The sequence below is a fragment of the Halorubrum tibetense genome, from assembly GCF_042661865.1.
Taxonomy (GTDB): domain Archaea; phylum Halobacteriota; class Halobacteria; order Halobacteriales; family Haloferacaceae; genus Halorubrum; species Halorubrum tibetense.
On sequence record NZ_JBHSWW010000005.1, the window covers coordinates 1 to 25282 of the forward strand.

Sequence of the window (25282 nt, forward strand, 5' to 3'; positions counted from 1 at the left end):
CCATGCTCACCAGCGCTTCGGAGACGCTCCACGACCAGTTCGATCTGGTTCACCGCCATCAGACAAGATTACGCGGCTGTCGATGTGATCGACTGAGACTGTGTTCTCTATTGAGTTCTTCCGAGCAGAACTGCGGTAAGCGATTGAGTGCTGGGGAAACACTAGAGTCAAGTCCCCTAGCACAAGTCAAGATATACGCAATCTATGGATATCTCTGAGACACTCCAGACATTGTATACTGCGACTGTTGAGCACGATGATGGGAGCTACCAGATCACCGTGCCGGAACGCGAGATAGCCACCGGAACAATCGCTGAAGATGAGACATACCGTGTTGCGCTTATTTCGACGGCTGCATCAGATGTGGATGACACGGAGACGACTGACTCCATCCAATCCACTGATGATGCAGATCAGCAGCAGGAGTTTGAGGGCCCGCCTGTTGAGGAAGGTGAGCAGCGGGAGGTTGAGATCGAGAACCTCGGTGAGCAAGGTGACGGGATCGCAAAAGTCGAGCAGGGCTACGTCGTGATCGTTCCCGAGACGACTATCGGAGACAGCGTCACCGTTGAGATGCGACAGGTGCGCGAAAACGTTGCGTTCGCGGATGTCGTTGAGCACAACCCTCGTGGAGAAGTCTAGAAGTTGCTGATTGGGACGAACTTGCGGTCAGAGATGATTTCTCGCACGCAAGCCGGATCGCTTAGTAGAAGGGGTGGAAGGAGCGTGTGACACTGGTCCTTCCAAATGAATTTCACCAGCGCTTGAACGTAAGCTTTTGGCGTTTTTCTGGGCCAGACAAACCTGATTTCTGGAGGAAGCCGACTATCTACAATTATCTGTGATTGACATTTGTCGATCTAATCACGGTCAATACAGAGAACCCACATATCGCGATAGAGCGCTGATCTGTCCACAATATGTTAGTAGCGGCGTGCAAGATACAGAGGGTGTAGTCAGCACGGGGACTGCGTTATTTTCTCAAAACGGATCCTAAATTAGCCGATAGAACGTGCCTGCGTAGTAACCGGTAAGAAGTCTATCTTCGGTACTTCCCAACCGGTCTGAGAGCTGTAGCTAAAACGTAGCTCTCATGAGGAAGATGTCTGGTTGAGTGAATGTGTTCACGATTCCTCAGCCAGACGGTTCTCTTTCAGCCACAGACGTGAAAGAACTAGCGGAAGATCTCGTTGAACAGCTCCCGCTGCCGGGAATCGAGGGCTCGCCCCTCGATCCCGGCGAGATCTGGGTTGTCGTCACCCTTGCAGCAGTGAACCAGACTTCTGTCTGGGAAACCTGCAAAGACAACGACAACGCTCCCTGTGACGACACTGTCATGGACTGGCTCGATACTCTCAACCGAGAGTGGCTAGAACGGATTGCTAACGACCTTCTCAAGGAGATGGCAATGACGATCCTCGACCCTGACCGGTCGAGGATCGTCTCCATTGATTTCGTTGATAACCCCTACCACGGGACGTACGACGACGAGAGCGGCGAACTCTGTCGAATGGCGGCTAAAGACGGTACAACAACGTGTCACCGCTACTGCTCAGCATACCTCGTTTCAAACGGGAAGCCGGTGACGTTGGCCATGACGTACGTGCGAAGTGATGAGAGTGAGGCCGATGCGGTCGAGCGTATCCTCGACCGCATCGAGGCCTATCCTTTCGAGATAGACCTTCTGTTGGCTGATCGCGGCTTCTACAACGAACGCATCCTGCGGCGATCACGTGACATTGCTGCGACTGTCGTTCCCGTCCAAAAGAAGGGCAAACGCATGAAGAGGAAGCTAGACACGCACTGTTCGTACATGACGACCTATCGGATGTACAAAGACTGCAAGCGGGAACTGAAATTCCCGCTTGCAGTCGCTGTCTCGTATCAAGCCGGAGACCGTGGCAAGAGCGGAGAGGTCGTTCGTGGCTATGTGGCGTGCGATCTGGCTGATCGCACGCCGAAGCAGGTCGAACGGCTCTACCGGAAACGCTCGGCGATTGAGACCAGCTATCGTGTGTTCCGCCAAGCACGAGTGGTAACGACGACTCAGGATCCAATCATCCGCTTTGCGTTCGTCTTGGTCGGATTTTTGCTGGAGAACCTCTGGCTCGTGCTTCGATGGGCGGTCGTCGCCCGCCCACGGCGGGGCGGGCGCGACCTGCCCAAAGAGTTCACGTTCAAAACGTTCTCTGACTGGATCAGACACGTGTTAGAGGAGGAATTAGAGCGCAGTTGGGAGATAGAAATGAACGGCGTCGGTGTACCAGAAGCGTACGCACCGGCCGCGGGCTGAGCCAGCCCGCGGCCTCGGGTAAGCGTCTCCTGAGCTACAGCACTCGTCTCTGACAGCTAGATGAGTTCTTTCCGCTTGGTTCTCTTGATCTGTGAACTCTATTCCAATCTTCACAGAGCAACTACGCAGCGTTTGATCCAAAGAAGCGTAACTCAGCACAGCTCACGAAGCAGCGTTCGGGAAGTACCGATCTTTGAATGTTTCATGACTAAGTACGTTGAGCATATAAATCACGAACATGAAACTCACCAAAGATTTTGTGTCTAGTGGTGAGAGTCCTCGGGGTCCCCTGCTGCTCCCCGGCCTGGTTTTTCTTGCTGGTGGAGTAATTTGTCTGATCAGCATCTCACAGACCATGCTGGAACTTTTTGGTGATGGGTCGGTAGTCACCGCTCTCTTTCATCTCATTCTCGTAGGAACCCCCGGAGTAATCCTCATGTACACCGGTTATCGGATGCCGCGTTCTGACATCTCTCCACAATATTATCCACGGCTAATCGCATGGATTGTCGGTGGGACTGGCGTTATGTTCGGTTTCATAGTATTACGCGACTTCCATCCCGGTGTTACCGTTGAATGGACTGTAGGCACGCAGTCAATCGCACTATTGATTGGCTCTATTGGTGGGTTATCAATTGGAATCCAGGAATCGAAAGCAACGACTCGAACAGAAGAACTCAAAGAGCGCACGCATGAGCTAAAAGATCGTGAACAGCACCTCGAACGTCAAAATGAGCGATTAGAGGAATTTGCAAATATTGTCTCCCATGATTTACGAAATCCGTTGAACGTCGCCAGCGGACGGTTGGAGCTGGCTAAAGATGACTGCGACAGCAAACACCTCTCACACGTTGAGGACGCTCACAAGCGTATGGAAGCGTTGATCTCAGACCTGTTAACATTAGCTCAACAAGGCCAAGACCCGTCTGATTGGAGCATTATTCAGCTTGCGAATTTGGTTGAGAACTGTTGGACAAATGTGCAAACAGAAGACGCGACTGTCAATATCGAGACTGATTCCACGATTCGTACTGAAGAGACTCGTCTTAAGCAACTATTCGAAAATCTGTTTAGAAATAGCGTAGAACACGGTAGTTCCGACGTGACAATAACTGTTGGCGATCTTGAAAATGGATTTTATATTGAAGACGATGGGCCCGGTATTCCTCCTGATGAAAGAGGAGCCGTGTTTGAGACAGGACACACCACCTCAGAGCAGGGAACTGGCCTCGGATTAAGTATTGTTAAACAGGTTGCAGAGTCACACAAATGGGAAATTCAAGTTACTGAAGGCACTTACGGTGGAGCACGATTCGAAGTTACAAATGTTGAGTTTACATCTGGATAACTTCTTATTTTGTGTTCAACATCGGGCACAATATGGATAGATCGGTTCTTTGTGTCGGTATGTGAACCTCCTGTACTGAGCGATCACTCTCTCCCGTAGATCACCCTCGGTTCGTGCCACATTCGCGCGTTGTATCTTGCACGGTTACTGAGACCTATCACCAGCTGAGGATTTCAACAGATCCAATCTATCCTCTCTGAGGAAGCGAGTGAGTAGCTGTCATCCAACAAGAACTCAGATCGTACGGAAGTGGTCGTACTTCCGGAGAGTCGTCTGGAGGCTGGCGTGGCGGAGCCGGTTCCGGACAAAGTAGATATCGAAGTGGTTGTCATCCCGGTCGCGATCGTGGAGGAGCCGATAGGCGAGGCTGTGCCGGAAGACGTGCGGGTGAACGTCGTCTGGGTCTCCCCGACCGAACTCGCCGCTCTCATCGTACCTGAACGGCTGTATATCGGCCTCGTGTGCGAGTCGCTTGACGACGTTCCGGACAGAGCGGGTCGTCATCTGGTCGGACTGCCGTGAGGGGAAGAGGTAGGGACTATCCTTCCAGCGGTTGTCGAGGTAGGTGTTGAGCGACCGCTGGGTGCCGACCGTGCCGTCGACGTCCAGCTTGAGGTGGTGTGAGCGGGGCCAGTCGTCGCGACCGTTCCCTGACTGTTTCTGGATATTTGTTGGGAGGTACAGCTCGCCGGCGTCGCGGAGGTACATCTCGGTGGTGAGTTGAGTCAGCTCCTCGTTGCGGAGGCCGGTGTCGGCGAGGAGTGCGATGATGGTCTCGTTCCGAGCCCGGAGGTACTTGGCGCCGGTGTCGGTGGCGGCGTCTCGCATCGTGTCGACCTGCTCGGGCGTAAGCCAGACTCGGGCCTGCTCGCTTTGAGTTTCCGAATTCGTTGACTCGCTCATCTGTTTAAATAACTCGTGGCGCTGATTGGGCCGCTTGGCGCTTTGAGTTTCCGATTTTCTTAGCAAAGTCGGAAACTCAAACCAGCACGGGCAGATCGATGTACACCGCCTTCGAAATGAAGACCCCGTTATCGAGATGAAACCAGATCTTTAGACACATTCCCGCCTGAAACAGCTGGTCACTGAAACCTGCGAATTGGCCGTTGACATTTCTACCAGCTCAGAGAGATGTTTTGGTAGCCGTGCAAGATACAGGGCGCGAATGTGGCACGAACTGAGGCCGATCTACGGGAGGGAGTGATCGGTCAGTACAGGTGACTCACGTACCGATACCGGGCACCGACCTCTCCATAATATGTCAGCAGCGGTGTGCAAGACACAGGGAAGTAGTCAGCACAAGGCTATATTGTTATATCTAAGCAATTCTTGAATCGACCGATAGTATGTGTTTGATTAGCTTGCATATTCTTCAGTCGGAACTATAAATTTCTTTTATTTGACCATCAACACGAATTTCTCCATTACCGTTTACAGTTATACGATGATTGGGGAGTTCAGACTCCAGCTTCCAAGCGCTGTTTTTGTGTTTGCTAAGTTTTTCCAAAGCGTCTAAATCAATATAATCATAAAGTACAATATCTAAATCATCTGGTTCAACATCTTTCCTATCAGCGAGACTCTTGACGATCTTTGGGACTATCTCTGACGGCATAGATTTTGTTTTGATTATATGAGTGAAGTAATATATATCTAACGATATTCATATATTTTAATTGAACTATATGAGCAGAAACAAACTGTACTGATTGTTTGAATTTCTGTGTTGATCGCTTCTCAGTCGGTGGCACATTAGCAGGTGCGTTCTATCGGTTGGTTCAGGATTCGGATGGAGAAAATAACGCATTTCCCGTGCTGACTGTATCCTCTGTATCTTGCACGTTATTCCTATCTGGTTCTGAGGACTTCAGGCCCCTCCATCGAAATGAGATCAAGGCCACTGACTGAACCTGTCGTCATCGAGGAACGGGAAGCACTTGGACGGGGCATCTGTACATTTGCTCGGTGGTCTGTTGACTCGTGCAGCGCAGCTGGAGTGGACACCTCGGGACGGCCGCCATCGAGAACACCGACCAGTTACCGGTCGGTACACCGATAATCCTACACGTTCAGATAAATAGGGCTATCCACCGCGGGTAGGTACACACCAGCTACTGTCACTGGACTCGACGGCGTCACAGTCTGGTGTAGTTCTCGTCTGAGTTGGAACGCGCCGGATTCTACTACCCCAGATCGAGGGTCACTACTGCGACCAACAATCTGCTTCCTATGAGCGTACTCGAAACGGATAGTCAGCTCTATTCTGTAACTGGCAAAGTAGTCCAATCCTCAGATATCGTATCTGTTAAGTACATATCGACAAAATTACAGAACATGACCAAACAACACATTCCTACTCAGATGATTCCCGAACGAGACGAGCCAGCATTGTATATCAATCCTCGCTCTGAACAAATCGCAGCCTTCGCAGAGCAAGCAATAACGGGTGAAGACCAGCCCAAGGTCCGACTGCTCGCAGACTCAGATGAAATCAAAGACGCCCTCTACAGCTTCCTCACGGCCTCAAAGATCGCCGAACTCATCCACCGAGAGCAACTCAGCCTCCGAACACTCACGGAGCCAGTTCAGAATACTATCTTCACAACCGAATCTGAGACTGTAGTTCCTGTGATGGACAAGCACAGTATCTCGAGTTCAGATCCCGAACTGGTCTCATCAGTCTACAGTGAGTTCGACTCCAGATTCGAGGCTGCCGAGCAGTATCACCTTCGGACACCTGCCCTCTCAGTAGTGAAACAGACGCTCCGAGAAGAGATCGGCGACGATATCGCAGCTGACCTCGACGAAGTGCTCGCACACGCTGAAGAGATTTCCAACAGCAACGAATACCTCAGTATCGTCGAGATCATGCTCATCCTCGCAGCCCGCAACGAGGTCCTCCTCTACGACGTCTCGAAATGGGGAGAGGATACGGATATCGCTTCGAAAGCGACCTTCTCGCGGGCCAAAACAGCACTCGAAGATGCTGGCCTCATCGAGACTGAAAAAGTCCCACTGGACATCGGCCGCCCCCGACTTCGGCTTATCGCAACCGACGAGCTCGCGACAGCAGACCTGAAGACACTCTCTACCGAGATCCAGTCTCCGCTGTAGCATCCGCCCCACGATAGCCACCGACTATCGAGACGGGTATACGGTACTTCTTCGACTCAAGCGTGAGATGAAGCAGTCAAAATTACTGTGTAGAGGGTGTGAAACGTATTCTATAACACGCAGTTACCAGATCAATAGTATTTCAAAACTCGAATACGAAAATTGCGACATGTACGATCTCACTGGCTTCCAGCGCGATCTGCTATACGTCGTTGCCGGACTTGACGACCCCCACGGACTCGCGATCAAAGACGAGCTCGAGGACTACTACGAAAAAGAGATCCATCATGGACGGCTCTATCCCAACCTCGACACGCTCGTTGAGAAGGGACTCATCGAAAAAAGTCAGCGGGACCGACGGACCAACGAGTACAGCACTACTCGCCGGGGCACGAGAGAGATCGAAGCTCGGACTAAATGGGAAGCCGGATATATTGACCACGACGCGTGATCGAACCGCTACGTTCGAGGACTGTTTGACTCTAGTACTTCACGTCCCTCAAAAGCCGAACCAAACTTCGAACTCGACTAAACACCCGACAGAGGAGCAACGACTGTTTGTCAATGAGAAGAAAATTTGATTATGATCGAGATCTAATTATGAACTATGAGTAAGACAGAACAGTCAAACAACTCTGAAAAAGAGATTGTCGCCGTCACTAAGCACGGCCAGGCGACCATCCCAAAACGGTTCCGCGAAAAGCTCGGGATCGAAGCGCCTGGGAAGGTGTTGTTCCGGGAAACCGAAGATGGAGAGGTGATCGTTGAACAGGTCCGCTCACCGAGCGAGATGCGCGGCTTTGCCGCCCGTAGCGAAGCGAGTACGGACACGCCTGCGTCCGAGATCCTCAAAGAGAAACGCGACCAGGACCGGAAAGAACGCGACTCGCAGTTCTCAACTGAAGAGTAATGTCGGTTCCTGACCGCGTTGTCTTCGACGCCGAGCCACTGATAGCACACGCCGACGATGAACCAGGCAGCGAGGTTGTAGAAGAGTATCTCGACGCGGTCGCAGTCGAGGACACCGTCGGCTACGCCAGCTACGTGAATCTCGCTGAGATCCGGTACACAATCGCCCGGAAGTACGACCGCGACACAGCCGACGAGTATCTCGACTGGCTGACTGATCTCGGTATCAAAACGGTAGATGTCGGCGATACTTGGACGGACGCCTCGGAGTATACGCTCAAGTATAATCCTGCGCTTGGCGACTCGTTCGCGCTGGCAACGGCTGAACATGTCGACGCGACGCTCTTAGTTGGCGGTGACGACGATTATGACGATGTCTCTGATATCCCGATCGAACGGTTCCGCGACGGTTCCGCGTAGGTACCCGTTCGAAGATCTGACTTGTCTGTGACCCCCAACATTCTATGAGTGTCTGACGCACTCTTATGCCTCTCCGATATCTTTGCTCTCTTTGAGGACAAAGACACGTATGAGACTCGGAGTTACCAACCAGAAAGGCGGTGCCGGGAAGACAACCACGACACTGAACGTCGCCGGCGCACTAAACCAGCGCGGCCATGATGTTCTTGTCATCGACCTCGACCCACAGGGACATGCCACTGAGGGGCTCGGCTTCGAGGATCTGTACGACGATCCAGATCGTGACTCGCTGTTCGACGTCCTCCCTGATCTCGACCGGATGGGCGACCTCGAGCAGCTAGCCGTCGAGCACCAAGAGGTCGACGTCGTTCCCAGTCACGAGCGGATGATCAACGCCGAGGATGAGCTCGCGAACGTGATGAAGCGTGAGGAGCGCCTTGACATGCTTTTCAACGAGAGCGACGCCGATCAGCGCTGGGACTACATCCTCGTTGACTGTCCCCCGAACCTCGGTGTGCTCACCGACAACGCAATCGTCGCGACGGGGAACGTCCTGATCCCCGCGCAGGCGAAGTCGACGAGCATCCGCGCAATCGAGCTCCTGTTCAAGCAGTTGCGGTCGATCGAGTCCGCCTTCGGCGATGTCGACGAGGTTGGACTCGTCGCGAACGAGGTCGGTGTCGACGGCGAGGCCGAGGAGATGATGGAGTGGTTCAAAGACATCTTTGAGGACAGAGAGAACTGTGAGGTCTTTGAGATCAGAAAGCGCGTCGCGCTACAACGGGCGTGGAACGCCGGCGTCTCCATCTTCGAACACGAGGAGGACTGCGACATGGAAGAGGTGTACCTCGATGTCGCTGAGCACTTGGAGGACTATGCTGATGACTGACAGTGATGAGAAGCGCGATCGGAACCCTTGGGACGACCGCTACGACCACGATGACGACAATCATGACGATGCCGTCCCCGAAGACGATCTGTCGACCTCAGAGACAGAAGAGACATCAAACACAGCAAATACATCAAAGGACTCAAAGACCTCAAAGAGACCAGAAACCACAAAGATGTCAAAGAGCAAAATGAACGCAGAGAGCGAGAAGAACAGAGAGAGCAGCGGGACTGTCCGAGAGCGAAAGAACGTGAACATGTACCTCCCAGAGACGCTTGTTGACGACCTACAACTACGCTACTCGGAACTGAACGTCAAGTGGCGACGACAACACGGCGAGGACATGCCGAAGAACGAGGAGTTCTACCCGGCGGCAGTTCGGGCAGCGCTGGGAGAGTCGTCTATCGAGGAAGAACTCGGCCTTGACGAGTAGCGGCCACAGTTAAGTTACGAACGACACAAAACGTTCACGACTTTGTCTCATCAAATATACCTCCTCAAAATATTTGACTTTATTATTAACCTGCGCTCTTCTGTAGGAGATTGTTGATACTGCTGAACTGTGGCTGTCGAGTCGAAGAAGACAAGGACACCGCGTCAGCGGTTTCCGACACAAATGATTCCGCTAGATGCGTTTGGGTCGGAATCGGTCGCAGCGGACCTGCTCCAACAGGTTCGCTGGCGTGACGGCGTTTCCTGTCCTCGCTGCCATTCTGACCGAACGGCTGTGTTGAATCACTGTAAGGCGTAGGGATTCACTGTTTGACGAAGCGCTTGATGTTGTAGACCATTCACATCAGAGCAATCTCACGGAACTCGCGGAACCACGCCCTTCGGGCGCTCGGAGGCGCGCGCCACCGCACCGATCTAGCAGAATATTCTCTACGTCACCTGTATTGACCGCAGTAGGATTAGAATATATCACTTCTTGAGGAGTTCAACAGAGCTCCAAATTTAATCACTGTCTGATATAATACTCACTTATTGACGAAACACTCATCAATTAATGTTAATACTCTTATTATTATGGGTATAGTTGGTGAAAACCAATGGCGAAACAACTTGAGATCGGAGAGACTGTTCAGCTTAATCACAGTACTCGTCGCCGGTTCCTTAGGCTATTAGGGGCAGGTACAGTTAGCATTGCCGGACTTCGAACTGCCTTGGGCACTGCTTATGGCGAAGAACCTGAAGGTGTTCCGTTAACTCTTACCAAAGATACACAGGGGCGTCCAGATAAAGTCAAAATAATTGAAGAAGAGAGGTATGAGCTACTACAGACGTACAAAGAATTTTCTGAGGAAGTGAATGGCAACGATAAAATTAGAAGTATAACACTTCATCAGCAATCCGATAGTAGAACAGATCTTAAAATAGAGGTTATTATCTTAAAACCCGAAGATAAAACCCGACCAGAAAAAGAACCAACCGAGGAAGTGAAAGAAGAAATCAAAAAAGCGAAACAGGAAATTAAAAACAACGAGCCTGCTCGACTTCCAGTTGAAATAAATGAAGAAAATATAAAATCAGAGAAAGACGCATGTGGGGATCGAGGTGATGATCAGTCTACTATGGAGGGGGGACTCGGAATCAGTACTAGTCCTTTTACCACTACTGGAACTCTTGGTCTGGTTTGTTACGGAGATGGGACCGATACTGACGATACAGTTCTAATCACTGCAGATCACGTTATGGAGGGAGATTCAAGTATGTATCAAGTAGACTCAGATCCTATTGGATCTTTTTCTTCACGAGATCAAGATGAGGATATTACTGTATACGAATTTGATTCAGACTCAGGAGTTTCAGTTAATCATCGAGATATTATTGGTGCGTCAGATGTCACTGGTGCTTGGACCTGGGATGGAATTCTTGAAAATACAATCCAAGGAACAATCGACTGTACTCTCTCTGGGAAAAACAGCTGTACTGAAGATAATATGGCAACAGGAGTGGATTCAGGTGGTGAGCGTGTTGAACATCAAGTTAATATGAACTCTAGAAATGCACAGAATGGCGACTCCGGAGGACCGTGGGTTGATGATAATGGGAAACTAGTTGCATTCCATTCTGGGCGTGTTTATCTCGAAGATCCAATAGGTGGTATTATTATAGATGAATGGGATGCCGGTGTTGCTGGTGATGAAGCTTTAGATGCTGGAAATGCCCAGTTAGAGTCATGAGGCCAATGAAAGTAGTGCGAATAATTTTTAATACTGTAGGACAACTAGTATTTAACTCCTTTACTGAAGAGAGACAATATCAGTTTTCAGAAAAATGACCAACAATAAATACCTGAAAATCACAAAGCGTAGATTAATAAAAATAGGACTTGCGACCGTTTCCGGTTTGGGTTCTTGGTGGTTGTTTTTGCGATCAGATCGAGATCCACTAGACAACCCACCGAAAGAAATAGACTCAACTAAGTTTGAGTGGGGTAAGATTTCTACCCTTGAAATCGACAAAAATACACTCCCATCTGAGGAACCCAGGATAAATTTTGATATCGAAGAAAAAGAAGTAAATATCCAAGGTTTTTTAACTTATGGTTCAAGCACGTGTAATGCTATAAGAATTGAAGACCTTAATTTTGAGAATAAGAAAAAGAAATTATGTATTGGCGTTGGTTGGATAGAAGAGGGCAATAAGTCTGGATTGTTTACCGGCTCATGTACTGATGATTTGGATCATAAGCCATATTCTGTTACTTTAGGATTAGAATCAAGCCTTCCAGACATAGTAGAAGTAGTTGAAAATCATTTCGACCCTACTGAAGATGACAATACTCGTGTTGTGACTAGTAGAATTAAAAACTCAGTGTGATTATTCTCAATATCAGAGTATTTATTCTATATTGAATGTTCAGATTAACAGTACTGTCTAGTTTAGCACCTCCTCAGCTAGCGTTTGACCGTTTAGTGATTGATGCGGTCGTTGGTAGTTATAGTAGTGTACGAACTGTTCAAGCCATTTGCGGATGCGTGCCCAACTGACCCCTATGTGATGAAAACAGTCAATTCGCAGCTCTCATCGATCGACTGTTCTAGGTGAGAATATATCTGAAGAATGGGATTTCAACAAAGCCAAATAAGCAAACGTCTTACGCTGTGAGGAGTGTCCCCTCATCTTTGAATCCGGAGACCATTTCCTTTGCCCATTGGATTACTTGCTGGTTTGTGTTTCGAATAACAGCTGAGAGATGGTTCGTGTCTGAATAGATACCCGTATACAGAATTTCGTCGTCAATCAAAAAGAGACTGTAATGTGAAACCCCGATCCCCCTGTAGATAGCGTCACCAGATTCGATATGGGGGATGATACTACCGGGCTGCTTGTCGAGAAGAACATCCAAAACGTCATTGCTCACGAACAGGGTGATATCCGCGTTATCGTCTGCTCCCTGCTTGAGAATCTTGTCGATGTGGGGAATCAGTACCTCTGTGACCGCTATGATCTTCTCTCCGTTTCTGATGTCTTTGTCCATCGGCTGTATTGTCTCGTACGGGGCGCAGTCGGGTGGGTGAAAGACCGATCCGTCCAGAAAAATTGACTTGTCTAGACCTGCGTCAAGCGGGAGAGATGACAGTTCAGTACTCGTTTCTTTTAACATCTGGAAGGAATTCCTGAACTCTTCACAGAGCTCGTACGCGGTCTTTCCAGTATATGTCGGCTTGCAGACTCCATCCACACGTTTCACTAGATCGTGGTCTTCCAATTCCCGAACTGCCCGGTCGACAGTGGGACGCGATTCGGAGAGATTCCCGACGAGCGTGCGCTTGTCCGGCTTACACTGGCAGATATATTCGAGGACGATCCGGCGTTTGAGGACCACATCGACAATGGGTCCGATGGAGGATGCCATACCATACGTCAATATCCCTACTAAAATGAACGATGAGATACATCAAATCGTGATTTGATGCTCACGAGGTTAACTGCTGAAAGGTGGGTGACGACATGTAAATCAGGTATGCGAGAATTCCTACCAGGCCAATCGCAAACACGCAAAGGCCGGGATACTGAAGGAAAGTGGAAGTCAGCAATCCTTGTTCATCATACCCGCCTGCTCCGACCTGCTGCCATTGGGAAGTTGGTCCGAAGAAGTGTACTGCGTACTCCACGACCAAACTGAAGAAGGATACGACGCCGAGCAAGCCAAGAACGCTCATGATCTGTGCGCGAATGTGTGGCGCATCCTGTTCAGCAGCAAAACTGAGGATGAGCGGGCTGTGCCTGGGCCCGTAAACGTCTATTTCTTTCCCTCGATCAGACAGCCACGTTCCAACCGGCTTGACGAGTTTAGCGTCCTCAAGCTTGTTCAAGTGGTAGTGCGTATTCTGAAGTGTTGTCTCCGTAATGTCTTTTAGTTCGGAGGGAGTCTTTGGTTCTTGCTGCATCCGTCTTCAGTTAAGACTCACACCTCGGTTGTGTAGCGGTAGCGAGCGTCTCTTGTAAGATCGGTCGCTGCTTGTGGATCTTTTGAGCGTCTTCGATCAGTCGTTCAAGCAGCGGCGGTGGTGAGTAGCCGAGGTACTCACCCAGTTTGTGGAGGAAAAGCTGGGCGTGCGACCGGAAGGTCGCCGCCCAGCGTTCTGTCGGAAACACGAGTTCATCATCAGCCTGCTCAGTCACCAGATCCAATAAATCGCGGCTTACAAGCAGCGACAGCAGTGCTGCGTATAGTAAGATCTTCACCACGTGTTCGTCACTCGTGTCGAACTCATCCAAGTTGTACTGCGTCTTCAGCTCACGGAACAACAACTCAACTTCCCACCGACATCGGTAGATCTGCGCTAAATCAGCCGGAAAGAACTCTTTTCTCACCAAATTCGTCATGTACAGATGGTAGTCGTCGGCGTCCTCGTCGCGGACGCCGACGACGCGGAACCGCTTCGTATCCAGCGACTGTGTCCCATTGTACGGCCCCCGTTTGAACTCCACTTCGACCTCCACATCGATGTACTTCCGGTCGAGATCGTCGAGAACAGCTCGGAGTTGCTTGCCCTCCAAGGGAATGGCGCGGCCGCGCCATTCCCGTAATTCCGACGTGATCATCGGGTTCGCGTTCTTCTTCAACCGGCTGACGAAGTAGCCGTCATTCTCGTCGATCAGCGCAAACCGGCGGTACTTGAAGTAGGCGAGATCGAACAGCATGAGGCGGTTCTCAAGCCATGGCCCTGTCTTGAACAGGGTGCTGTCGTGTGCTTTCTCGTCAGCAGTATCGATCCGTTCGATCGTCTGCTTTGTGGCATTATGGAGCAGGTGGAGCTTCGCTCCAGCCTGCTCCTCATGGCGGGCTTCGAATTGATCTGAAAGAAACTCATGTAACCGCAACACCGTTCCATCAGCGATCATCACATCTCTGAACCGGTCGATATCAGCAGCTGTCGCGTCAGGAACAGCGACCTCGTCGAGACCGTGCTCGACGAGGTCGCGGAGGTACTTCGCAAGCGTCGGAGTCAACCGCTGATAGAACCCACTCGGCGAGATCGTCTCATCGGCAGTAGAGTTGTAACAGCGTCTGAAGCCGGCGAGTGTTCGGCTTTCGCCTGCGGCGAAGCCGAACACGAATGTCCAGACGAAGGCAGGAATCTGAAGCTTTCGGTCACGTTCGACCACGCCGAGTTCCTCGGCGTGCTCTTTGAGGAACTCGGAGGGAAACAGTGTAGTGAGCCGACGCATAATCCGAGATGAGGAGCCGTTGTCGTACACAGACTCGGCTTCCTCATTCCTTCCGAAAGATGTCTCGATAAGCCACCGCAGTCACGTGGTTTCTTGCTTAACTGAAGACGGATGGTTCTTGCTGAATAGCTGTGTAGATCTTGAGTGTTGTCTCGTTGCCAAGCGTCTTAAAAAGGGGAGCCGTATGCTTTTCGTTCATGTCTACGATTCTGAGCTCATTACTGTTATTTAGAGGACGTTCGTTTTGTACGAGGTCGCGAATCGAAGTCATTCTTCTTTCACTCGAAGAACATGCCCCCTTCACTTAGTATACACGCCACTTTGGCACGAAACTGTCTACAGTACACAACTCCACTTAAAAAATCACGATATGAGCAATACGTCGAGTCTTTTCATTCAATCACACTGTCTTTCGGGACTATCTTCGGTTTTGAATGTTCACGAGATAATGTATTGATAATATCCTGACAAGGCGGAAGTGGATATGACATCCAATAACGATCCCGGTCGTACGGAACCGTATTCTTCGAAACGGCGAGGAGTGCTTGCGAGCATCGGCGCTACACTTACTCTTCCGGTTACAGCAACTGTCGTCGAAGGAAACGACACTACAGAGATTCCGTACGTCGTGACGGATGACGAGGTTCTCAAGCGTAAAGAGGTTCCCCAACCGTGGCTCGAACACGTCCGCAACGCTCTCCAAGCGAAAGCTGACTTCGAAGAGCAGGTCACTCCAATGTCTGGTTCTCAGTCAGTTGGTCTTGCTCGGTCCTCGGAAACCTACGGTGGGAAACCCGGTCTCAAAATTCGGGCTGGGGGTGATGAGCGAACACAATCCGTCATACCATCCGAGTTTCAGGGTATCGACGTTGAGGCCGTCGACGAACAGGACTGGCAACAAGCCTGTCACTACAAAACACGTGATGACGTTGCTGGCGGTCTTCCTATCGAAGCTCGCTGGGAAGACAATGGTGAATCCTACACTGGCTGGGGCACCGCCGGTTTTCCGGTCCAAGACAGCAATGGGAATGATCGACTGCTAACAGCTGACCATCTCTGGGAAAACCAGTCCTGTCGCTCTAGTGAAGGCGAAGAAGCTACTCAGTACACGCAAAATTTCGGTGAAGTGGCCGAGTCTGAGGTTCAGCCAGACTTTGCACTTCTAAAGAAAACAAACGGTTCGTTGGACTTGTCTCCCAAGATTATCGAAGAGGATGGACCGCGATACACTTCGGGATGGTTCTCACAAGAGGCAGTCAGCGACCTTGTCGCTGAAGGCAAATCCGCCCACAAAATGGGCGTCACAACGGGTCGGACAACTGGAACGGTTGATGCGATGAACCAATCGATCGGGTTCGGCTGTGGCAATCTCGAAAATAGAGGGGTCATCCTCACCGGGCTCGATGTCGGCGAGGGTGACTCAGGTGGTCCGATGTATCGCATCGAGGAGATCGGTGAGATCGAGTATGCGGTTCTACTCGGCCACACGACTCACGCAACGAATATTACTGATTCCATGTCTTGTGTAGGTGAGGATCGAGATATTGGTCGGACGGCAGCTGGTCACGCCTGGTTCCATAAGAACAACGAGTACGACATTACATTGTAAAGAACTGTTGTTGAAAGTAGATTGATAGGGTCTTCAGCCCATTTTTATTTGTTCATATATTGGGTCACAATTGCTTTCTGAGATATATTTCATTAGATAATGTATTATATTTTACCCCCAATTGAACCAATGTGTTCGGACACTCCGAACACATGATAGTCTATGGCAGGCAAACGCTCAGATCAACAGGAGAATCGCCCGACTAGTTCCCGGCGCAGCGTCCTAAAAGTAGGTGGGATCGCACTCGCGTCCCTCGTCGGCGTCGGTACTGTCGGTACGGGCTCGGTCATCGCTGACGACGGCCCGGATACCGACTTCGACCCCAACAAGCGCGAGGAAGTCGTTGGATTCCTCAACGACATCGACGACCTCTCCGAGCAGGCGCAGGCTGAGTACGCGAAAGAGCTCTCTCACGACCAGAAAGTGGCAATCGGAGATCTCTACGCGAACGCTGAGCTGGAGGTCAGTACCTACTCCGAACCCACTAGTGTCCAGGCCAACGCCTCCTACGTCAGTGCGAGCGAGACCACTGAAGCCACCGGTACTGTCCCCGGCTTCGGAACGGTCTACACGCACAAGCAGATCCTCACGTGGGAGTACGATGGGAGCGACTACCAGAACGCCTCCCAACAGCTGTCCTACGATCTATCTGGTCCCTTTGCGACGTTCAAGGGGAAGACCGAAGACGACATCGACGAATCCTCGACACTGTTCACGGCTACTCTGGCCGCCGAGTACGCCGCAGACGTCCTTGGCGTGACCCGTGGCGGGGAAGCCGAGATCGTCACGCAGGGGGAGGCTGATGGCGACCACAACGTCGTCAGCAAGAAGGCTCCGACAAGCTAAGCACCACCTGAAAACCGCAAGAACCGTATTCATTGAACCGCACAAATATTTCAAACGTCTTCTTAGTACTAGTCGTGTGGCCCTCCAGAAGAACACACGACCAGCCAACAACTGACACCAGCCACTCTCCGAATAATCGAAATGACTGTAATCAACACAACAGAACTCACAAAACGATACAATGGCGAGTCAGCCGTTACAGAACTCGACCTTGTAGTCCAAGACGGTGAAATATATGGATTCCTCGGACCGAATGGTGCAGGAAAATCCACGACTATCGATATGCTGATGAACTATACCCGTCCATCAGCAGGAACAGCGACCGTACTTGGACTTGACGCCCAGCAAGACGCAAGTGAGATTCACGTTCGCACCGGCATCCTTCCTGACCAATTCGGCGTCTACAGTACACTTACTGGGCGCGAACACGTCGCTTACATCCTTGATGCAAACGGCGCTACAGGGAACCCTGAAGGAATCCTTGAGCGTGTTGGACTCGGAAATGCTGTCGACCAGCGTGCTGGGGGATACTCGAAAGGAATGCAGCAACGCCTCGGACTTGCGATGGCAATCGCAGGCGAACCAGATCTTCTCATCCTCGACGAACCCTTCTCAGGACTCGACCCGTACGGTGTTCGACTAGTTCGTGAAGTCGTTACTGCTGAGCGCGAGCGTGGCGCTACTGTCTTCTTCTCTAGCCACGTTCTCGATCAAGTAGAACGAATCTGTGATCGCGTTGGCTTACTCTCCAACGGTCAATTGATTGCTGAAGGAACGCCGAAAGACCTCCGTGATCTGGCTGGTGTTCAAACCCAGCTTCGTATCGATACTGATAGCGATAGCCCGTCGACACAAGCGATCCGGGAGCTTGCTGGTGTCAAGGATGTTTCCGACGATGCTGGCCAGATTGTGGTGACGTGTCCTCGGACGGCCTGTTACAGTGTCCTCGAAACATTAGATGATACAGGAGTGAACATCCAGTCGTTCGATATCGAACAAGGCACAATCGAGGATGCTTTCGTCAAACTCGCCACCGACAGTTAACTCAGCTAATCGATGTTTCGCGTGCGGTAAATCCAGAGTGCAACTCCTAATGGAAGGATGAGCCACAGGAGAAGTTGTCCGAGTGCGGCTGACGGATGGAGATACCAAGTTGGAACGTCAGTTCCGTAGGCTAATCGTGCAACAACGATATTTGAGAACTGGTTTGGTTGTAATTCTCGAATTACAGACGAGGCCGGCGCTGCGGAGTTCGGAACGCCGATGATTGCATTCGTCACAACGTTCGGGAGTCGTAGCGGAGGTATCCATCGGAGAAATAGATATAGCGGGTCACTCGGCGGATTGAGTCCATTTGTGCTCACTCCTGTGATTAAGCTATAGAGAGTGTTTGAAACCGTGAACCAGGCAATTTGAACGCCCACAAAGACGAGAATCGTGAATCCGGCAATGGCTTGGCTTTGGAAAATCGTCGAGATCGAGACGCCAATCCCAGCGATCACGGTCACAAAGAAGACTGCGAACACCAGAAATCCGGCGAGTATACCAAGCGGAACAATGCCATGCTGGGGTACTGCTAGCAGGCATGTCAGGACGATCCCACCGACGATCGGAACGGCGAAGGCACCTGCTCGACCAAGCGAAAACCCGATGAGTGTCCCCATTCGTGAGATAGCAGTGCCTGCGGTGAACCGAATTGCGCCCGTATCACGTTCGTGATTTACCGAACGGAACGTACCGAACAGCACGCCGATACCGCCGATGAACGTGAGCGGTCGTTGTAGGGCAACAAGCGGCATACGAGACCCGAGTGCGTCCTGCACGTACATTGCGGGTGAGAGACTGAGGGTTCCAGCGACGAACACGAGTATGCCGACACCCCAGACGAGTGGGGTACGAATGAGCCGCTGGAATTCACGACGGGCGAGCGGTTGCCACGACCCCGGGAGCGCATCAATCAGGCCACTGTTTCCGGTGAGACGGGGGAATAGTCGACTCTCGACTCGAGGAAGTGAGGGAGAAACCTGTTGAAGCGTTCGAAGTATCTTGAGTTGGCTACGGGCCGCGAGATCGCTTCGCTGGAAAACTGTGATGCCACCGAGGAGGGAGAGTATCGGCCAGCCGAGCAGGAAGCTGAATCCCCACCACGCTGAGAGTGGCGGCGACGTCGTCGCGAGTTCTCCAGTTTCAGTGAGGGCGTTAGATATCTGGGCGACGGCATTACCGGGGCCGACTGGAACGCCGAGCAGCCAGTTTGTGAGGACCTGAAACGCACTGAGGGGCGACAGCCAACCTGCAATCTGAAATGCTGTTTGATGATCCATCTGCGGTCCAGGTGTTGTACCTGTGATGAGTTGCCAGAGGACTGCCAGTGTCACATCGTTCCAAAGCGTTAGCGCGAGTGTGACGATCGTCCCGAGAATCACTGCGCGGGTCGTCGACGAGCTCGCTGCGGAGAGGCCAACGATGAGCCCCATCCACACATACACGTAGATCGTTGTAAGGGCGAGAAAGCCCAGGAACAACAGTGGTGAGAATTGGCCGTACTGGAAGACGTCGTAGGCGGTGACGAGAAGGGTCCCAGCTACGACTGGGGCAAGCAGAGCTGTTCCGCGTCCGAGGACAATACTTAGGACGAATTGCGGGCGTGTGGTTTTGGTACCGAGAATTATTCGGGCGGTCCCGGATTCGCGTTCTTGAGTGATCGCACGAAAGCCGATTACAGCCGCCGCGAACGGGATAACAATTGTGGCTGCGACTTGTGCATTGACAAGGGCGGCTGCGCCATCGAGGAGTTGGAGTTCCGGAGATTCTGGTTGAACCGCCATCCGGCTAAATAGGAGGAAGCAACCGAGGATGATCCACGGTGTCTTGCTACGAAGATAGCGACGGTATTCAGTGCGGGCTACTGGAATGGAGGGCATCTTGTGTTCTCAGGTTCGGGGGCGGTCAAGCTTACGTTGCTCTAATTCGCTTAGTCAACTCAATTGCTGATCCCAAGATCACGACGATACCGAGGGCTGATACTGATAGTACGAATTGATCTCGTAAGGCAAAGTTCCGAGATAATTCGGCTACCCCAATCGGGACGACGAGTCCTGCGAGGATAACTGCCGTCAGCGAGATGGTCGCAATTACAATCCTTTGATCGCTTTGGATGCTTTTGAGTTTGTACGCACCGACACCAATCAGCCCAGCTAAGACACTGAGTAATATTACACTTCTTCCATTGAGGGCGTTATCAAGTAGAATGATTGTAGTCGAGATATACCAGAGGGCCATGTATTTCGTCATATCTTCCAAATTATCCTCCTCTGTGTAAAACATTATTGCGTTTCAGATTTTTCATTTCCTGATTATTTGATCAGGCCTTGATTTGTCTTATTACTGTATTAAATCGCATCAGTAATTAATGTAAATACAGCTTGGGTCTACTCTTCGACCGGAATATGTCTCCAAATACAGAAGTGGTTGATCGGCGAACTGTGATGAAATCGACTTCGGCTTTCCTCGGCGTCCTTGGGCTGGGTGGTACTGTTAGCGCAGCAAAAGGAGACAACAGTTCTGGCCAGCCTGATGACGACAATGTTCGTTCGGGCAGCTGGCAGCCTGATGAGGATGATATCAAACTAGCAAGCAATACACCAGGCACTACTCAAACGATCGATGTCGATTACAACGATTTAACTTACATCGACAGTCTGTCAGCGGGTGGCCCAATTGACTCAGATCCGGGTGGAATTCCTCTTGGGTACGCGGATCACTTCTTACACTTCTACCGCGGTGACGAAAAAGATGACAATGGGAATTACCTGTACTACTTAGCATTCTGGTCTTCAGGAGATCCTGAGGGAAGCGCACCTGCTGTTCGAGAACTCTCACATGAGGTGGAGCTTGCTGACAATGACTGGAACATCACCCAGTGGGACCCTGACAAAACGTACGATACCAATTGTAGTGATGTGGATCTCGAAATCGGAGCTAGCTACAACGGTGCGTACATGAGTATGTCTCAAACGGTCGAGGTTTGCAAAGGCACCCTAGAACCTCTCAGTGGGATCGACCTCCAGAACTTCGGATTCGAATTCCACGGAGGATTTCGGGGAGCTGGAGATGGGGAACGGCGGTACGCGAAGGGAGTGGCGATGTTCCGGGCACCGGACTTGCTCGATGAAAACGACCTCCAATACGATATCGACTGGAGCCCGTACGCAGAGTTTGTTATATCGCCTTGACATCCTCCCCGCGCTGAACCTACTATCGTATTCACGAAGGGGTGTACTCTCGTTAGCGGGGGTTTCAGTCACTGGAGGGTGTCTCAGTCTCTCAAGTCAGGAATACTCTCCACTGGGGCTTGACAGCCTCTATCTTCGCAACCAACGAACTCAAGAAGTGGCGGTGGGGTGACTGTGGAGCGCAATCGTGAGATTGTGTACGAACAGACCCACGAGCTTGATGTTTGGGAGAGAAATACTCCGTTCGGTGAAGCTCTCATCGAAGAAGAGTGGCTTGGAGCACAAACCCCGTACGAGGTGACAATCGATCTTGGTGGTGCCGGTACTGAGTCGTATTCGACGGAGGACTTCCTCGAGATCGTTGGGAATACGGATGAGTTCGATTGTTTTGAAATCACAGTTGTCATTGATTCCGATTTTATTGACTTTCGGCCAGCGGCTCAGGAAACATGCCGCCAATGACTTTCTTTTCTATCAGAACAACTAGAAACTGGCTTATTAGGTGCCGTGACTGCTATAGATAAATCCTTGAGAACACCAAACAGATATTATTTGTCATAAATATGTAGAAAAGGCTGTGCGGTTTTGATGCTACGGTTCGACAGTGGTGATCATGTACGTATCCCAGTAATCGCCCACTAGGACCGTTCTTGTACTTCCCCACGTATTGTGAGTGTCTAGGTAAAGATCAGTTCCTGACCACGATCCCTCTTCCTCGTACCCTACAACGGTTTCGGAATGGCCGACCAGAACGTCCCAATCTGATGGCGACACTTCATCAGATACAACGTCAGTCTTCCCGGCTTCCTTGTCGCCAAGAGTATTCACGAATGGTGGATTGTTACTGTCTACACCACCTTTCGCCGCAGCTGGTCGACCAGTGTAGTTGTTAGACGCGGAGTATGAACTGTCGTATCCTTCGATACCACTCGGCATGTTGTGGGGCCAAGTCCTCCCGTTTGGATTCGTATTCATCTCATCATTGAGGCCGTCGATGATGTCAGTCCGGTTGGGGAAGGATTCATGGTATCCGATACACATTGCTGCCGCGATCGGCGTACAGCCTGGCCAGTTACTGTAGCCAGTGTCCGTCCAGTTTGGAACGTCAGTAATACTTCCACTGTTAAGTGGCTCGACATCACTGAGATCTGCTTTATCGGGGTTGGTGAGTGTATTCCAACCTTCAGTATGGTCAGTGCTAGGATTGATTTTTGGCGTGTCTTCGAGCTTTTGCGTCAACCTACTCACGAGGTTGACAAAATACTCCTCGCCAGTCGTCTCGTCAATGGCACTGATACCGAACGAGAGTGGCCCTTGGAAGAGATACTCACGTTCTGAGGAAGGCGAGAGTCCGTCCTGAGATAGTGTCTGTTCCGTTTCGAGATGTGGTGCAGGATCGGTACCGTATTCCACAACCGGTGGCATCTTCTCCTGAGCTCCTGTCGTCACATGCCCAACATGATCGTTGCCGTCCACGACTGGGAAGACGTACACAGACGGGACCACATCGGTGTCTGACCTTCTCCCAGTCAGAGAGTAGTACAGTTCAGGTGTTTTGACGGTTGCTTCAGTAAATCCCCGGTAGGCTTCTTTCTGAGAAGCTTTCTTCACTATTTGCTGAGCAACCTTCGTTGCGTCTCGAACAGAAATACCGGGTTCCGGATCATTCTCTCCTGCAACGGAACCGATACTCAGGGAACCACCGGCGATCAAGCCGAGTGTACCCCCGATGGCTTTCAGGCTACTTCGACGCTCGATGTCGACTATACCACTACCAGACTTGTTGGGTGTATCTTTCACCATTGTCACTGCGAAAATACAATATATGGCACCTGTATTTACATTAGTTATTGACCATATTTTATATATCGATGATTTGGTGTTTGGTTGGAGGCTTGATCACGTAATGAGCATATAGTCAAAAATTGAGTTGATATTCGGACCGTAAGTTAAAGTGAAATAACGTTCATCGTTGAGATATGGCCAAAAAATCAAAGATTTGGATGGGTGAGTTGCTTGTTGGAGCGATAGTGGTTGTGTCATTCCTTGTCGAGGTGTACCTGTACTCTTTGTATACGTCCACAGCATCCAGTATATTCTTCACACTGATCCTTCCGATACTCTTTGCTGCTGTCGTCATCGCTGGTTCACTTTACGGTGAGCGTACTCTCATCAATACGATCGTAGGTATCGCTGCTGTGATCACGTTTATCGTCGGGTCTGGGAGTTTGTACGCATACTTTTCGACCGAAGGTGGCGTTTTCTTTGGTGGGGTGATCACGGTTGCCGTTTCGATAGGTCTCTTCGTATGCATACTTCTCCGTGAAATATACTACCGGATGGGACGTCAACGGGAATCCGAAGTTAGTTCAGAAGTGGGGAATCCGTAGAGGTGGAATATATCCTGACAGAAATACAGCAGATGATTGATAGAAACTCTTTGAAAAACCACGTCTTCAACAAGGAGGTGGCAGCGGTTTGGCTAGTAGTGTGGCTGTACCCGTGGTACCGTCCAATCTTCACGCAAACTAGCAGCCAGAATGTCAACCTCGTATCCAGATACTTGCTTTCGCCGCTGGAGTTTGTCACGTACTACGTGCCTATGACGCTCGGTGGGGGCGTGCTATTCGTTGTATTCCATATCTCCTTTGCCGTGACTGTTGTGTTCCTGATCAAGCTTGTCGTTGATAAGATGACTAACCAATCTCATTCAGAAAGCTAAGCCCTATCGAGTTACGGTGTTTCGACGATCGTGAGAATTTCTGGGGCTCGGTACACCTTCCCGCGTTCTTTTCCAGTAATTTCATCGATGATCCCATCCTCTGAGAGCATATCGATCGCGTTGTAGACGGCTTTCATCGATCGACCCGTCGCTTCTTGAGCGCGATTCGCCTGTAGATACGGTTCCTCAAAGAGGTGGGTGACGACGTCGCGAACAGCTGGATACCCGTCGTACTGCTCGAGATATCTGGCTCGAAGTTCTAAGAGCTCTTGACCACACTCGTAGGCGTCGCGAGCCTGTTCACCGATCGCAGTCAACGCGAACAGCACCCACTCTTCCCACGTACCGTCCCTGCTGACGCTCAGAAGTTCCTCGAAGTACTCACTCCGGTTCCGGTTGAAATACGCAGACAAGTACAGGTACGGCTCATCTAGCAAGCCAGCGTCGTACAACTGGAGCATGATGAGGAGTCGTCCGAGTCGTCCATTCCCGTCACGGAACGGGTGGATTGTCTCGAACTGGTAGTGTGAGAGGACAATATCAATGAGGGGCGGGTAGTTTTCCATTCGGTTGTACGCGATGAGCTGGTCGAGCAGCATCGGAACATGGGCTGGATGAGCAGGGATGAACTGTGCGTCCTCGGGATTCTGGTTTGGGCCAATGATGACTGGGGTATCTCGGATGTTGCCGGGGCGCTTGTCTTCGCCACGAACATCGAGCAGGAGCGATTCGTGGAGTTCACAGAGAAGATCGCGGTCGATATTCTCACCTTGTTCGAGCCGATCGAACCCCATCTGGATGGCCTCGACGTAGTTGTACGCTTCTCGGATGTCGCGCTCGGATGCTGCTGACCGTTCAGGGTCTTCATCTGGTTCGTGAAGGATGATGTCTGAGACGGTGACTGAGGTGCCTTCGATCTGCGAGCTCATCGCGGCTTCCCGAACCACGAAAGGAGCGAGCAAGAGATTCTCGTTCTCGATGTGGTCGTGAAGGGTCGAGAGTTGGCCCAGTGCGTAGAGAGCATCGCCGTGGGCCTCTAGAATCGCTTCGGTAAATTCGAGTTCTGGAGGAAGGCTTGTCGGATTGTAGCAGGGGAGCCCGTTGTAGGGCTCAATCTGACCAGGTCCATCTTCGAACTCAGCGGGTTTCATTACAGTAAGAGTGGTTTACCACCTCTATAAGTGTAATGAATAAGGTTTGAATACAATTATAGAG

Annotated in this window: 27 protein-coding genes and 1 pseudogene; 19 read left to right on the forward strand and 9 right to left on the reverse strand. The window is 51.0% G+C overall.

Annotated elements, in window-relative coordinates; all coding sequences use genetic code 11:
- Window positions 1-204 precede the first annotated feature (204 nt).
- The 3 genes from ACFQEU_RS00930 (at window position 205) to ACFQEU_RS00940 (ending at window position 3641) form a co-directional block, all read left to right on the forward strand.
- Window positions 205-642: a TRAM domain-containing protein gene (locus tag ACFQEU_RS00930; protein ID WP_379778313.1), complete on the forward strand. Its 438-nt coding sequence runs from the start codon at window positions 205-207 to the stop codon at window positions 640-642.
- 478 nt (window positions 643-1120) lie between these two features.
- On the forward strand, window positions 1121-2293 hold the full coding sequence (locus ACFQEU_RS00935) for an ISH3 family transposase (protein WP_379778315.1): 1173 nt from the start codon (window positions 1121-1123) through the stop codon (window positions 2291-2293).
- Window positions 2294-2531: 238 nt separating this feature from the next.
- Window positions 2532-3641 carry a sensor histidine kinase gene (locus ACFQEU_RS00940; protein ID WP_379778317.1) on the forward strand — a complete coding sequence of 370 codons (1110 nt, stop codon included), beginning with the start codon at window positions 2532-2534 and terminating at the stop codon, window positions 3639-3641.
- 234 nt (window positions 3642-3875) lie between these two features.
- On the opposite strand, the gene ACFQEU_RS00945 is transcribed toward ACFQEU_RS00940, so the two are convergent.
- Together ACFQEU_RS00945 and ACFQEU_RS00950 are read right to left on the reverse strand one after the other, a co-directional pair.
- A complete protein-coding gene (locus ACFQEU_RS00945; protein WP_379778319.1) occupies window positions 3876-4544 on the reverse strand; it encodes a tyrosine-type recombinase/integrase in 669 nt (222 codons plus the stop codon).
- Window positions 4545-5013: 469 nt separating this feature from the next.
- On the reverse strand, window positions 5014-5256 hold the full coding sequence (locus tag ACFQEU_RS00950; protein WP_379778321.1) for a HalOD1 output domain-containing protein: 243 nt from the start codon (window positions 5254-5256) through the stop codon (window positions 5014-5016).
- 614 nt (window positions 5257-5870) lie between these two features.
- On the opposite strand from ACFQEU_RS00950, the gene ACFQEU_RS00955 reads away from it, so the two are divergent.
- The 9 genes from ACFQEU_RS00955 to ACFQEU_RS00995 all read left to right on the forward strand — a co-directional run bounded on the left by ACFQEU_RS00955 (window position 5871) and on the right by ACFQEU_RS00995 (window position 11796).
- Complete coding sequence (locus ACFQEU_RS00955) at window positions 5871-6755, forward strand: transcriptional regulator TbsP domain-containing protein (RefSeq protein WP_379778323.1); 885 nt, start codon at window positions 5871-5873, stop codon at window positions 6753-6755.
- Between the two features lie 169 nt (window positions 6756-6924).
- Window positions 6925-7206 (forward strand): helix-turn-helix transcriptional regulator, encoded by a 282-nt coding sequence (locus ACFQEU_RS00960; RefSeq protein ID WP_379778325.1) that lies wholly within the window; start codon window positions 6925-6927, stop codon window positions 7204-7206.
- A gap of 156 nt (window positions 7207-7362) precedes the next feature.
- Window positions 7363-7665: an AbrB/MazE/SpoVT family DNA-binding domain-containing protein gene (locus tag ACFQEU_RS00965; RefSeq protein ID WP_007344316.1), complete on the forward strand. Its 303-nt coding sequence runs from the start codon at window positions 7363-7365 to the stop codon at window positions 7663-7665.
- On the forward strand, window positions 7665-8084 hold the full coding sequence (locus ACFQEU_RS00970; protein WP_379778327.1) for a PIN domain-containing protein: 420 nt from the start codon (window positions 7665-7667) through the stop codon (window positions 8082-8084). Before ACFQEU_RS00965 ends, ACFQEU_RS00970 begins: the two co-directional genes overlap by 1 nt.
- A 109-nt stretch (window positions 8085-8193) precedes the next feature.
- A complete protein-coding gene (locus ACFQEU_RS00975; protein WP_209486724.1) occupies window positions 8194-8973 on the forward strand; it encodes a ParA family protein in 780 nt (259 codons plus the stop codon).
- The gene (locus ACFQEU_RS00980) at window positions 8966-9406 is read left to right on the forward strand and encodes a hypothetical protein (protein ID WP_379778330.1); all 441 of its coding nucleotides are present in this window, start codon (window positions 8966-8968) and stop codon (window positions 9404-9406) included. The genes ACFQEU_RS00975 and ACFQEU_RS00980 overlap by 8 nt, the downstream gene beginning before the upstream one ends.
- 183 nt (window positions 9407-9589) lie before the next feature.
- A complete protein-coding gene (locus ACFQEU_RS00985; protein WP_379778332.1) occupies window positions 9590-9724 on the forward strand; it encodes a transposase in 135 nt (44 codons plus the stop codon).
- Window positions 9725-10022: 298 nt separating this feature from the next.
- Entirely contained in the window at window positions 10023-11156 is a 1134-nt protein-coding gene (locus ACFQEU_RS00990; RefSeq protein WP_379778334.1) for a hypothetical protein, read from the forward strand.
- A 94-nt stretch (window positions 11157-11250) separates the two neighbouring features.
- Window positions 11251-11796, forward strand: a complete 546-nt coding sequence (locus ACFQEU_RS00995) for a hypothetical protein (protein WP_379778336.1) — start codon at window positions 11251-11253, stop codon at window positions 11794-11796.
- 57 nt (window positions 11797-11853) lie between these two features.
- On the opposite strand, the pseudogene ACFQEU_RS01000 reads toward ACFQEU_RS00995, so the two are convergent.
- The 4 genes and pseudogenes from ACFQEU_RS01000 to ACFQEU_RS01015 form a co-directional block, all read right to left on the reverse strand.
- Window positions 11854-12000: pseudogene (locus ACFQEU_RS01000) on the reverse strand (integrase core domain-containing protein); the annotation flags it as partial.
- A gap of 73 nt (window positions 12001-12073) precedes the next feature.
- Window positions 12074-12835: a transcriptional regulator FilR1 domain-containing protein gene (locus tag ACFQEU_RS01005; protein WP_379778338.1), complete on the reverse strand. Its 762-nt coding sequence runs from the start codon at window positions 12833-12835 to the stop codon at window positions 12074-12076.
- A gap of 61 nt (window positions 12836-12896) precedes the next feature.
- Window positions 12897-13370, reverse strand: a complete 474-nt coding sequence (locus tag ACFQEU_RS01010) for an ArsR/SmtB family transcription factor (RefSeq protein ID WP_379778340.1) — start codon at window positions 13368-13370, stop codon at window positions 12897-12899.
- Window positions 13371-13380: 10 nt separating this feature from the next.
- Window positions 13381-14655, reverse strand: coding sequence for an IS4 family transposase (locus ACFQEU_RS01015; protein ID WP_379778387.1), 1275 nt, complete (start codon window positions 14653-14655; stop codon window positions 13381-13383).
- A 541-nt stretch (window positions 14656-15196) separates the two neighbouring features.
- Here ACFQEU_RS01015 and ACFQEU_RS01020 point away from each other — a divergent pair.
- The 3 genes from ACFQEU_RS01020 (at window position 15197) to ACFQEU_RS01030 (ending at window position 18154) form a co-directional block, all read left to right on the forward strand.
- On the forward strand, window positions 15197-16264 hold the full coding sequence (locus ACFQEU_RS01020) for a chymotrypsin family serine protease (RefSeq protein ID WP_379778342.1): 1068 nt from the start codon (window positions 15197-15199) through the stop codon (window positions 16262-16264).
- A gap of 162 nt (window positions 16265-16426) precedes the next feature.
- Window positions 16427-17110 (forward strand): hypothetical protein, encoded by a 684-nt coding sequence (locus ACFQEU_RS01025; protein ID WP_379778344.1) that lies wholly within the window; start codon window positions 16427-16429, stop codon window positions 17108-17110.
- A 141-nt stretch (window positions 17111-17251) separates the two neighbouring features.
- On the forward strand, window positions 17252-18154 hold the full coding sequence (locus ACFQEU_RS01030; protein ID WP_379778346.1) for an ABC transporter ATP-binding protein: 903 nt from the start codon (window positions 17252-17254) through the stop codon (window positions 18152-18154).
- Window positions 18155-18159: 5 nt separating this feature from the next.
- On the opposite strand, the gene ACFQEU_RS01035 is transcribed toward ACFQEU_RS01030, so the two are convergent.
- Complete coding sequence (locus tag ACFQEU_RS01035; protein WP_379778348.1) at window positions 18160-20034, reverse strand: ABC transporter permease; 1875 nt, start codon at window positions 20032-20034, stop codon at window positions 18160-18162.
- Window positions 20035-20598: 564 nt separating this feature from the next.
- On the opposite strand from ACFQEU_RS01035, the gene ACFQEU_RS01040 reads away from it, so the two are divergent.
- Window positions 20599-21345, forward strand: a complete 747-nt coding sequence (locus ACFQEU_RS01040) for a hypothetical protein (protein ID WP_379778350.1) — start codon at window positions 20599-20601, stop codon at window positions 21343-21345.
- A gap of 195 nt (window positions 21346-21540) precedes the next feature.
- Entirely contained in the window at window positions 21541-21807 is a 267-nt protein-coding gene (locus ACFQEU_RS01045) for a hypothetical protein (RefSeq protein WP_379778352.1), read from the forward strand.
- 129 nt (window positions 21808-21936) lie between these two features.
- Here the strand turns inward: ACFQEU_RS01045 and ACFQEU_RS01050 are convergent, their stop codons facing one another.
- The gene (locus tag ACFQEU_RS01050; protein WP_379778354.1) at window positions 21937-23148 is read right to left on the reverse strand and encodes a hypothetical protein; all 1212 of its coding nucleotides are present in this window, start codon (window positions 23146-23148) and stop codon (window positions 21937-21939) included.
- A 176-nt stretch (window positions 23149-23324) separates the two neighbouring features.
- On the opposite strand from ACFQEU_RS01050, the gene ACFQEU_RS01055 reads away from it, so the two are divergent.
- Both ACFQEU_RS01055 and ACFQEU_RS01060 read left to right on the forward strand, forming a co-directional pair.
- Window positions 23325-23735, forward strand: a complete 411-nt coding sequence (locus ACFQEU_RS01055; RefSeq protein WP_379778356.1) for a hypothetical protein — start codon at window positions 23325-23327, stop codon at window positions 23733-23735.
- Window positions 23736-23737: 2 nt separating this feature from the next.
- Window positions 23738-24067: a hypothetical protein gene (locus ACFQEU_RS01060; RefSeq protein WP_379778358.1), complete on the forward strand. Its 330-nt coding sequence runs from the start codon at window positions 23738-23740 to the stop codon at window positions 24065-24067.
- Window positions 24068-24078: 11 nt separating this feature from the next.
- Here ACFQEU_RS01060 and ACFQEU_RS01065 read toward each other — a convergent pair whose 3' ends face one another.
- Window positions 24079-25218, reverse strand: a complete 1140-nt coding sequence (locus ACFQEU_RS01065; protein ID WP_379778360.1) for a Fic family protein — start codon at window positions 25216-25218, stop codon at window positions 24079-24081.
- Window positions 25219-25282: the final 64 nt, after the last annotated feature.

Bases quoted from the DNA above. Each gene is read 5' to 3' on its own strand.
- ACFQEU_RS01055 (WP_379778356.1), top strand. From the start codon at position 23,325: ATGGCCAAAAAATCAAAGATTTGGATGGGTGAGTTGCTTGTTGGAGCG.
- ACFQEU_RS01050 (WP_379778354.1), bottom strand. From the start codon at position 23,148: ATGGTGAAAGATACACCCAACAAGTCTGGTAGTGGTATAGTCGACATC.
- ACFQEU_RS01035 (WP_379778348.1), bottom strand. From the start codon at position 20,034: ATGCCCTCCATTCCAGTAGCCCGCACTGAATACCGTCGCTATCTTCGT.
- ACFQEU_RS00955 (WP_379778323.1), top strand. From the start codon at position 5,871: ATGAGCGTACTCGAAACGGATAGTCAGCTCTATTCTGTAACTGGCAAA.
- ACFQEU_RS01005 (WP_379778338.1), bottom strand. From the start codon at position 12,835: ATGGCATCCTCCATCGGACCCATTGTCGATGTGGTCCTCAAACGCCGG.
- ACFQEU_RS01030 (WP_379778346.1), top strand. From the start codon at position 17,252: ATGACTGTAATCAACACAACAGAACTCACAAAACGATACAATGGCGAG.
- ACFQEU_RS01010 (WP_379778340.1), bottom strand. From the start codon at position 13,370: ATGCAGCAAGAACCAAAGACTCCCTCCGAACTAAAAGACATTACGGAG.
- ACFQEU_RS00980 (WP_379778330.1), top strand. From the start codon at position 8,966: ATGACTGACAGTGATGAGAAGCGCGATCGGAACCCTTGGGACGACCGC.
- ACFQEU_RS00965 (WP_007344316.1), top strand. From the start codon at position 7,363: ATGAGTAAGACAGAACAGTCAAACAACTCTGAAAAAGAGATTGTCGCC.
- ACFQEU_RS01015 (WP_379778387.1), bottom strand. From the start codon at position 14,655: ATGCGTCGGCTCACTACACTGTTTCCCTCCGAGTTCCTCAAAGAGCAC.
- ACFQEU_RS00985 (WP_379778332.1), top strand. From the start codon at position 9,590: ATGATTCCGCTAGATGCGTTTGGGTCGGAATCGGTCGCAGCGGACCTG.
- ACFQEU_RS00930 (WP_379778313.1), top strand. From the start codon at position 205: ATGGATATCTCTGAGACACTCCAGACATTGTATACTGCGACTGTTGAG.
- ACFQEU_RS01065 (WP_379778360.1), bottom strand. From the start codon at position 25,218: ATGAAACCCGCTGAGTTCGAAGATGGACCTGGTCAGATTGAGCCCTAC.
- ACFQEU_RS00975 (WP_209486724.1), top strand. From the start codon at position 8,194: ATGAGACTCGGAGTTACCAACCAGAAAGGCGGTGCCGGGAAGACAACC.
- ACFQEU_RS00960 (WP_379778325.1), top strand. From the start codon at position 6,925: ATGTACGATCTCACTGGCTTCCAGCGCGATCTGCTATACGTCGTTGCC.
- ACFQEU_RS00995 (WP_379778336.1), top strand. From the start codon at position 11,251: ATGACCAACAATAAATACCTGAAAATCACAAAGCGTAGATTAATAAAA.
- ACFQEU_RS01040 (WP_379778350.1), top strand. From the start codon at position 20,599: ATGAAATCGACTTCGGCTTTCCTCGGCGTCCTTGGGCTGGGTGGTACT.
- ACFQEU_RS00945 (WP_379778319.1), bottom strand. From the start codon at position 4,544: ATGAGCGAGTCAACGAATTCGGAAACTCAAAGCGAGCAGGCCCGAGTC.
- ACFQEU_RS01025 (WP_379778344.1), top strand. From the start codon at position 16,427: ATGGCAGGCAAACGCTCAGATCAACAGGAGAATCGCCCGACTAGTTCC.
- ACFQEU_RS00990 (WP_379778334.1), top strand. From the start codon at position 10,023: ATGGCGAAACAACTTGAGATCGGAGAGACTGTTCAGCTTAATCACAGT.
- ACFQEU_RS00940 (WP_379778317.1), top strand. From the start codon at position 2,532: ATGAAACTCACCAAAGATTTTGTGTCTAGTGGTGAGAGTCCTCGGGGT.
- ACFQEU_RS00970 (WP_379778327.1), top strand. From the start codon at position 7,665: ATGTCGGTTCCTGACCGCGTTGTCTTCGACGCCGAGCCACTGATAGCA.
- ACFQEU_RS00950 (WP_379778321.1), bottom strand. From the start codon at position 5,256: ATGCCGTCAGAGATAGTCCCAAAGATCGTCAAGAGTCTCGCTGATAGG.